Raw genomic sequence first — 7,823 nt, 5'->3', positions numbered from 1 at the left:
GCACCTGGTGGCCGGAGCGCTCATGAGCGGCCTGTACGTGGGGCCGAGCTGGTGGGCCATGGCGCAGGGCCTGCCCTCGGGCGTGATGGCGCTGATCGGTGCGCTGCAGCCGCTGTTCACCGCGCTCATCGCGGTCACCTTGCTGGGTGGGCGCCTGCGGGCCGCCACCTGGGCGGGCCTCGCGCTGGGCTTCAGCGGCGTGGCGATGGTGCTGTGGCCGCGGCTGGCGGTCAGTGCCGGGGCGGCCGGGCTGACGCTGCCGGTGCTGCTCGCGGCGGCCGGGAGCATCCTGGCGCTCACAGTGGGATCGATGGTGCAGAAGTCGCCGCTGGCCGCTGGCGACCTGCGCAGTGCCAGCGCGGTGCAGAACGTGGGGGCCGTCACGGTGCTGGTGTTCATGGCGCTGGTCTTCGGCGAGCCGCGCTGGGACGGCTCGCCGCTGCTGTGGGGCTACCTGGCCTATGCCGTGCTGGTGCTGTCCATCGGTGGTGCAACGCTGCTGATCTGGCTCATGCGCCACGGCGAGGCCACGCGCACCGCGGCGCTGGTGCTGGCCGTGCCGCCGCTGTCGGCGCTGCAGGCCTGGTGGATCTTCAGCGAGACGCTCACCGGCCTGCAGATCGTGGGCTTCGTCGTCGCCATCCTGGGCGTGGCGCTGGCGCGCCGTTAGGCCACCCGGCGGGGCAGGGGCCGGGCAGGGCCCGCGCGTGCGGCCCGTCAAAAAAATCTCAGGGGCCGGGGAAAAGTCTTCAGCACCCGTCCGGCGGGGGCGCCGCTACGATGCCCGTGCACCGCGCTTTCCCTTCGCCGTGGAGGGACGTGGCTTCCCCATTCCATAAAAACACCCAGGAGCGTTTCCCTTGGCCGACCTGTCCAAAATCACCTGCATCGAAGACCTGCGCGTCGTCGCCAAGCGCCGCGTGCCGCGCATGTTCTACGACTACGCCGATTCGGGCTCCTACACCGAAAGCACCTACCGCGCCAACAGCGAAGACTTCCAGCGCATCAAGCTGCGCCAGCGCGTGGCGGTCAACATGGAAGGCCGCACCACGCGCACGCGGATGGTCGGGCAGGAGACGGCCATGCCCGTGGCGATCGCGCCCACGGGGCTCACGGGCATGCAGCATGCCGACGGCGAGATCCTGGGCGCGCGCGCGGCCAAGGCGTTCGGCGTGCCGTTCACGCTGTCCACCATGAGCATCTGCTCGCTGGAGGACGTCTCCACGCACGCCGGGCCGGGATTCTGGTTCCAGGTGTACGTGATGCGCGACCGCGATTTCATCGAGCGCCTGATCGACCGCGCCAAGGCGGCGGGCGTGTCGGCGCTGCAGCTCACGCTGGACCTGCAGATCCTCGGCCAGCGGCACAAGGACATCAAGAACGGCCTGTCCACGCCGCCCAAGCCCACGGTGGCGAACCTGCTCAACCTGGCGACCAAGCCGCGCTGGTGCCTGGGCATGCTGGGCACGCAGCGGCGCAGCTTCGGCAACATCGTGGGCCATGCCAAGGGCGTGGGCGATCTGTCGTCGCTGTCGTCGTGGACGGCCGAGCAGTTCGATCCGCAGCTCAACTGGCGCGACGTGGAGTGGATCAAGAAGCGCTGGGGCGGCAAGCTCATCCTCAAAGGAATCATGGACGCCGAGGACGCCCGCCTGGCTGTGGCCAGCGGCGCCGATGCGCTGATCGTCAGCAACCACGGCGGCCGCCAGCTCGACGGCGCGCCCTCGTCGATCCACGCGCTGCTGGCCATCGTCGAGGCGGTGGGCCAGGAGATCGAGGTGTGGATGGACGGCGGCATCCGCGGCGGGCAGGACGTGTTGAAAGCCTGGGCGCTGGGCGCGCGCGGCACGCTCATCGGTCGCAGCTTCCTGTACGGGCTGGGTGCGTTCGGCGAGGCCGGGGTGACCCGCGCGCTGCAGATCATCCAGAAGGAACTGGACGTGACCATGGCCTTTTGCGGCCACACGGACATCCACCGCGTGGACCGCTCGATCCTGCTGCCGGGCACCTATCCGGTGTGAGGTGCGGCGGGCCGCTGCCCGCTGCCCTCCGGTAGGGCTCGCCAGGGGCGTTTGGAGCGTAAAAGGGCTCCAGCGCATGTTTCACTAGGGCATGTTGCTATAAAAAATATAGCTGTATGCCCCCTGCGCCGGCGGGCGCTCGCCGGCCTCTCTGGTTTTGTGCTGGCACACCGGCGTTTTCGCGGCGGGCAGGGCGCCCAGTAAGTCGCCGGTAATGCGGGGGCGCCGAACATCGGTTTTTCAGCAACCCTGTTCCCGCCCATGACCCTCTCCCTCACGCCCCTCAAGAAATGCCCGCGCGCCTGCCTGGGTGCCGCCACCGCCACCCTGTGCCTCCTGGCCGCGACGCAAGCCGCCGCACAGGAGCGGTCCACCGACGCCGCATCCGCCGCCGGTGCGCCGGACGCTGCGTCCAGCTGGGGCATCGGCATCGGTGCCTCGGCCGTGCGGCGCTACGCGGGGGCGGAGAGCAAGAACATCGCCGTGCCGCTGCTGTTCTACGAGAGCCGCTGGCTTCGCGTCAGCGGCGCCACGGCCGACGTCAAGCTGCTGCAAAAGGAGTTCGGCCCCCAGAGCAGCATCGGCCTGACGGGGCGTCTCAAGTACGAGGATGGCGGTTACGAGGCCGGCGATTCGCCCCGGCTCGCCGGCATGGCCGACCGCGATGGCAGTGTGTGGGGCGGCGCGGCCGTCACCTGGAACACCGGTTTCGCCCGCGTTTCGGGCGAATGGCTGTCCGACCTGTCCAGCAAAAGCAAGGGCCAGAAACTGCAGCTGCAGGTGGACCGGCGGTTCGGATTCGGCAGCTTCGGGCTGACGCCCCGGGTGCAGGCGCAGTGGCTCGACGAAAAATACGTGGACTACTACTTCGGCGTGCGGGCCAACGAGGCGCAGCCCGGCCGCGCGCAGTACACCGGCAAGGCAGCCACCACGATGGAGGTGGGGCTGCGGCTGGACTACGCGATCCGGCCCCGGCAGATGGTGTTCCTCGACGTCAGCGCGACGAGCCTGCCCGACGAGATCAAGAACAGTCCCATCGTGGGGCGCTCGAGCATGTCGCGCGCCACCGTCGGCTACATCCACCGGTTCTGAGATGCGTGGCGCTGCGCGCATTCCCGGCGGGCCTGTGCCGGGCGGGCCGGCCTTCGGGCCGGGCAGCGGCCTGCCCTGGGGGCGATCCCCTGGCCGGGCGTGTGCGCGTCGGGGCCGGCGCGGCGGGCCGAAGGGCTTTTCCGAGGAGGTCTTCGATGACTACGTGGCAGACTTTCGCCGCTTCCTGGACGACGCCCTGACCGCCGAGCCCTGCGGCCCGGCGCGGCATCTGCGCGCCTACCTGCGCGCCATGGGGGCGAGCCTGGCGGCCCTGCGAAGCCACCAGCGCCGGGCGGTGGCCGCCGTGCTCGGCGATCCGCGGTATCCGGCGATCTGGTCGGATTTCGTCGAGGAGATGTGCGCCACGGATTCGGTGGACCTCGCCACGCACAGGGTGTGCCGGTATGCCATCGAAGGCTTGCGGCTCGATCTCGTGCAGGGGCGGGTGTCCGGCGATGGCAGCAGCATCGGGACCCTGGTGGACCGGCTGCTGTCGCTGACGGCCCGCTGATTTTCGGGGCCTGCGCCGCGCGCAGGCCGCCAGGCTTTTTTGGATGGACCCGAGGATGAACCGCATCGCACTGGTAGAAGACCACGAACGGCTGGCCGATCTCATCCGCCAGGCCATGGCGGGGGCCGGCATCGCCGTGGATGCCTTCACCGACATCGAATCGGCCTGGCTCGCACTGCGCGACATTCCCTATGGCGCCTTGGTGATCGACCGGGGGCTGCCGGACGGCGACGGCCTGCAGCTGGTGCGGCGGCTGCGCGCGCGCGACCAAGCCGTGCCCTGCCTGATGCTGACGGCCAGGGACGCGCTGCACGACCGGGTCGACGGCCTCGAATCCGGCGCGGACGACTACCTGACCAAGCCGTTTCCCATGGAGGAGCTGATCGCCCGGGTGCGGGCGCTGCTGCGGCGGCCCACCCACCTGAAGGCGCTGGACCCGGTGTACGGCGACCTGCGCCTGGACGCGGGCCGGGGATGCCTGGTGTGCTGCGGGGAAACCGTGGCGCTGCCGCTCACCGAAGTGCAGATCATGCTGTGCCTGCTGCGCAAGGCCGGCCAGGTGGTGCGCCGGTCGGAGCTGGAGGCCGCCGCCTGGGGCATCGCCGAGGCCGTCACGCCGAACGCGCTGGACGTGGCGCTGCACCGGCTGCGACGCAAGCTCGTGGCCGTGGGGTCGAGCGTTCAGATCGCCAACATCAGGACCCATGGATATGCCGTCCGCGAAAAGCCACTGGCCCCGTAGCTTTCGCGGGCGCCTGCTGCTGGTGTACGTGGCCGGCATGCTGCTGAGCGGCGGGCTGGTCATGGCCGTCGTCATGGTGCTGCTCGAACCGCTGGAGCGGTACATGCTGCAGCACAGCGTGATCGAGCGGGCCGAGTCGATCGCCAGGATCATCCGCTTCGACGGCGCCGGCCTGCCCCTGGGATCCGACCGGTCCCACATCGACGAATGGCCCTTCGCCAGCCTGAGCGAAGAGGTGGTGCTGCGCATCGTCGACCCGCACGGCGCGGTGTTCTACACCACCGACGGAAAGACATTTCCGCTGGCGCCCGAGGGTGTGGGGTTCGATCCGCAGCGAAAGGGCTTCGCGCTGCAGCGCGATGGCGTGGCGATGCATGCCGCCACGGTGCCCCTGCAGCGGCCCGACCGGCTGTGGTATGTGCAGTTCGCCATCAGCGACCGCATCGTTTTGCTGCTGCAGCACAGCATCGGGTTGCCGGCGCTGCGCAAGGGCATCGTGGCCACCTGCCTCACGTTCCTCGTGATTTTCGTGATCGCCATGCACCTGACGCTGCGCCGGGTGCTCAAGCCGCTGCGCATCGCATCGCTGCAGGCGCAGCGCATCACGCCGCAGTCCCTGGGCGACCGGCTGGCGCTGGGCGATCTGCCCAGCGAACTGGTGCCGCTGGTCGATGCCTTCAACCGGGCGCTGGACCGCGTGCAGCTGGGGTTTCAGACGCAGCAGGAGTTCCTGGCGAATGCCGCGCATGAATTGAAGACCCCGCTGTCGCTGATCCGCGCGCAGGTGGAACTGGGCGGCCACAGCGGTGGCAAGGACGGCGGCAGCGGGCACAGCCGCTACCTGCTCCAGGACATCGACCGCATGGCGCGCCAAGTGCAGCAGCTGCTCCACCTGGCCGAGGCCAGCGAGCAGCGCAACTACCGGATCGAGCGGTGCGACCCGCGCTCCGCGATCCTGGAGGCCAGCGATTTCATGGACCGCGTGGCCGAGCGCAGCCAGGTGCAGATCGCGCTGCTCTTTGACGAGGGCGTGGGGCCCTGGGATGCCGACCGGGGCGCGCTGTTCACCCTGCTCAAGAACCTGCTGGAAAACGCCATCCAGCACAGCCCGCCGCACCGCGTGGTGCGGCTGCAGGTGCATGGCCGCGGATTTGTGGTGTCCGACGAAGGACCGGGGGTGGCGCCGGAGCACCTGGGCAAACTCTTCGAGCGCTTTTGGCGGGGTGCGTCCCGGCGCGACGAAGGGGCCGGGCTGGGCCTGTCGATCTGCCAGGAGATCGTCGCCGCCCATGGCTGGACCATCGAAGCGCGCAACGGCGCGGTGGGGCTGGAAGTGCGCGTGACACACGCGTCGGCGCCCGGCCCCGGCCAGTAAGGATTCAGCAATGCAGGCGCGGTGACCATGGCGGCCGTGGGATGCGATGCATCCCATCCCTCAGGTCCCCATCACCCACTCTCACCGGAGGTACGAATGCCCTCTCGCCTGCACCCCGCAGCACCTTGGAACCACCGCATGCCGAATGTCCGGTATGCCCTCTGCGCCTTGGCCATTCTCAGCACCGGATGCGCCTCCCTCGCGCAGCCGGATCCGCTGGAGCCCGTCAACCGCAAGATCTTTTCCTTGAACGAAGGCGTGGACCAGGTCGTCCTGCAGCCGGCCGCCAAGGCCTACAAAACCGTGGTTCCTGAAGTGGCCCAGACGGGCGTGAGCAACTTCTTTTCCAATTGGCAGAACCCGTGGTCGTCGGTCAACCTCATGCTGCAGGGGCGGGTGGGCGAGGGCATGACGACCCTGGCGCGCTTTGGCACCAACACCACGGTGGGCGTCCTCGGCCTGGTGGACGTGGCCAGCGGCTGGGGCATGCCCCACCGCAAGGAGGATTTCGGGCTGACCCTGGACACCTGGGGCGTGGGAACGGGGCCTTATCTGGTGATGCCGCTCTTCGGCCCGTCCAATGCGAGGGACGTGTTCGCGTCGCAGGTGGATGGCCTCGGCAACCCGAAGAACCAGATCTCCAGCGTCTCTGTGAAGAACAGCCTGACCGCCGTCCAGGTGGTCAGCCAGCGCGCCCACCATCTGGGGGCCAGCGAACTGGTGGACCAGGTGGCCCTGGACAAGTATCTGCTGATGCGCGACGCCCATCTGAAAAAGCGCAACCGCGCCGCCCAGGCGAAGGATGCCCTCACCCAGGTGGCCATGGAAGAGTCCAGCGACTCCTGGCAGGGCGGGGCTGCGGCTGACCGCTAGCGAGGCAACCCCTGCGGGCGCCGGGCGATCAGCCGGTCACCGCCTGCACGGCCGCGCCCGCGGCTGGCAGTTCCTGCGCCACCGCGCTCTTGCCGGCATAGAACGCGCCAGCCGCCAGCAGCAGCACGCCGGCAGCGAAGATGGCGCGGCGCTTCATGGAACGCAGGTCGCCGAGGGGAAGGGCCTTGGATCGGTTGTCTCGCATGCTGTCTCCTGGTGGGTCGGGAAAGAGGGCTGCGCGCCGCAGGTGTCTTTCATACGCCGGCCGTGGCCGATCGGATTCAGAGTCCTTGTCCCAAAGAGGGCTTTGTATCCGCCAGCCCACACCCACCGTATTCCGCTGCATGGCTGAGACCGCAATTTTTCTCACACAATGCGTGCATGAGCACCTCCCTCACGGACACCCAACTGATGGCCCTCATTGACCAGGTCGCGGGACGCGACGATGCCGCCCTCAAGCGCCTGTACGACCACACGTCGTCGCGCCTGTTCGGCGTGGCCCTGCGCGTGCTGCGCAACCGCGAGTGGGCGGAGGACGTGCTGCAGGAGGCCTACCTCACCATCTGGCGCGTGGCGGGCAGCTACCGCGAAACCCTGAGCCCGCCGATGGCGTGGATGGGCCTGATCGTGCGCAGCCGGGCGCTGGACTTTCTGCGCCGGCGCACGGCCGACCGGGCGCAGCTCACGCAGGAGTTCGATGACGAGCTGGCGCAGACATTGCAGGCGGATCAGCCCTCGCCGGCGGACATCGCGCAGGCCAGCGAGCAGGCGACCGCGCTGCACCAATGCCTGGGCCGCCTGGAGCACCGCCACCGCGAAGTGGTCAGCCTGGCGTACCTGCGCGACCTGAGCCACGGCGAGCTGGCCGAGCAGCTGAAGCTGCCGCTGGGGACGGTCAAGACGTGGATCCGCCGGGGCCTGGGTCAGTTGCGCGACTGCCTGTCGCGCTACGCGTGAGGTGCTGCCATGAATCTTTCGCAATCCCCTGAACTGCTGGACCGCCTGGCGGCCGCCTATGCGCTGGGCACGCTGCGCGGCGGTGCGCGGCGCCGCTTCGAGACCCTGGCGCGCGAGCATGCCGGCGTGCGGGCGGGCGGGCGCTGGTGTGGCAATCGCGCTGGTCCGGCCTGACCGAGCTGCAGGCCGAGCAGGCCCCGCCGCCCGAAGTGTGGCTGCGCATCCACAACCTGGTGCAGGCCGAGAAGGAAC

Annotated in this window: 9 protein-coding genes and 1 pseudogene; 9 read left to right on the top strand and 1 reads right to left on the bottom strand. The window is 69.4% G+C overall.

Translation table 11 applies throughout. The features are described 5' to 3' along the window. From AC27KI_RS15720 to AC27KI_RS15690, 7 genes are all read left to right on the top strand, one after another. On the top strand, nt 1-670 hold a 670-nt coding region (locus AC27KI_RS15720; protein ID WP_487114656.1), incomplete at its 5' end, for a DMT family transporter. 190 nt (nt 671-860) lie between these two features. Beyond that, on the top strand, nt 861-2,021 hold the full coding sequence (locus AC27KI_RS15715; RefSeq protein ID WP_487114654.1) for an alpha-hydroxy acid oxidase: 1,161 nt from the start codon (nt 861-863) through the stop codon (nt 2,019-2,021). A 261-nt stretch (nt 2,022-2,282) separates the two neighbouring features. After that, the gene (locus AC27KI_RS15710) at nt 2,283-3,113 is read left to right on the top strand and encodes a MipA/OmpV family protein (RefSeq protein WP_487090598.1); all 831 of its coding nucleotides are present in this window, start codon (nt 2,283-2,285) and stop codon (nt 3,111-3,113) included. Between the two features lie 163 nt (nt 3,114-3,276). Next, nucleotides 3,277-3,624 (top strand): hypothetical protein, encoded by a 348-nt coding sequence (locus tag AC27KI_RS15705; RefSeq protein WP_487114652.1) that lies wholly within the window; start codon nt 3,277-3,279, stop codon nt 3,622-3,624. 55 nt (nt 3,625-3,679) lie between these two features. Further along, nucleotides 3,680-4,366: a response regulator transcription factor gene (locus tag AC27KI_RS15700; RefSeq protein ID WP_487114650.1), complete on the top strand. Its 687-nt coding sequence runs from the start codon at nt 3,680-3,682 to the stop codon at nt 4,364-4,366. Then, the gene (locus AC27KI_RS15695; protein ID WP_487114648.1) at nt 4,335-5,741 is read left to right on the top strand and encodes a sensor histidine kinase; all 1,407 of its coding nucleotides are present in this window, start codon (nt 4,335-4,337) and stop codon (nt 5,739-5,741) included. The genes AC27KI_RS15700 and AC27KI_RS15695 overlap by 32 nt, the downstream gene beginning before the upstream one ends. Nucleotides 5,742-5,909: 168 nt before the next feature. Then, nucleotides 5,910-6,614 carry an MlaA family lipoprotein gene (locus tag AC27KI_RS15690; RefSeq protein ID WP_487114646.1) on the top strand — a complete coding sequence of 235 codons (705 nt, stop codon included), beginning with the start codon at nt 5,910-5,912 and terminating at the stop codon, nt 6,612-6,614. Between the two features lie 28 nt (nt 6,615-6,642). On the opposite strand, the gene AC27KI_RS15685 is transcribed toward AC27KI_RS15690, so the two are convergent. After that, nucleotides 6,643-6,819: a hypothetical protein gene (locus AC27KI_RS15685; RefSeq protein ID WP_487090596.1), complete on the bottom strand. Its 177-nt coding sequence runs from the start codon at nt 6,817-6,819 to the stop codon at nt 6,643-6,645. Nucleotides 6,820-6,995: 176 nt separating this feature from the next. Between AC27KI_RS15685 and AC27KI_RS15680 the strand changes: the two genes are divergently transcribed. Both AC27KI_RS15680 and AC27KI_RS15675 read left to right on the top strand, forming a co-directional pair. Beyond that, a complete protein-coding gene (locus tag AC27KI_RS15680; protein ID WP_272564487.1) occupies nt 6,996-7,571 on the top strand; it encodes an RNA polymerase sigma factor in 576 nt (191 codons plus the stop codon). Between the two features lie 9 nt (nt 7,572-7,580). Continuing rightward, nucleotides 7,581-7,823 (top strand): annotated as a pseudogene (locus AC27KI_RS15675) (anti-sigma factor); the annotation flags it as partial.

Source organism: Acidovorax sp. KPB24-03, assembly GCF_057546605.1.
Note: the sequence above shows the minus strand (reverse complement) of the source record. Positions and strands in the feature narration are given on the sequence as shown.

What these genes read in the sequence shown, in the direction of transcription:
- AC27KI_RS15695 (WP_487114648.1), top strand. Translation starts at nt 4,335, where the DNA reads ATGCCGTCCGCGAAAAGCCACTGGCCCCGTAGCTTTCGCGGGCGCCTG.
- AC27KI_RS15685 (WP_487090596.1), bottom strand. Translation starts at nt 6,819, where the DNA reads ATGCGAGACAACCGATCCAAGGCCCTTCCCCTCGGCGACCTGCGTTCC.
- AC27KI_RS15680 (WP_272564487.1), top strand. Translation starts at nt 6,996, where the DNA reads ATGAGCACCTCCCTCACGGACACCCAACTGATGGCCCTCATTGACCAG.
- AC27KI_RS15710 (WP_487090598.1), top strand. Translation starts at nt 2,283, where the DNA reads ATGACCCTCTCCCTCACGCCCCTCAAGAAATGCCCGCGCGCCTGCCTG.
- AC27KI_RS15700 (WP_487114650.1), top strand. Translation starts at nt 3,680, where the DNA reads ATGAACCGCATCGCACTGGTAGAAGACCACGAACGGCTGGCCGATCTC.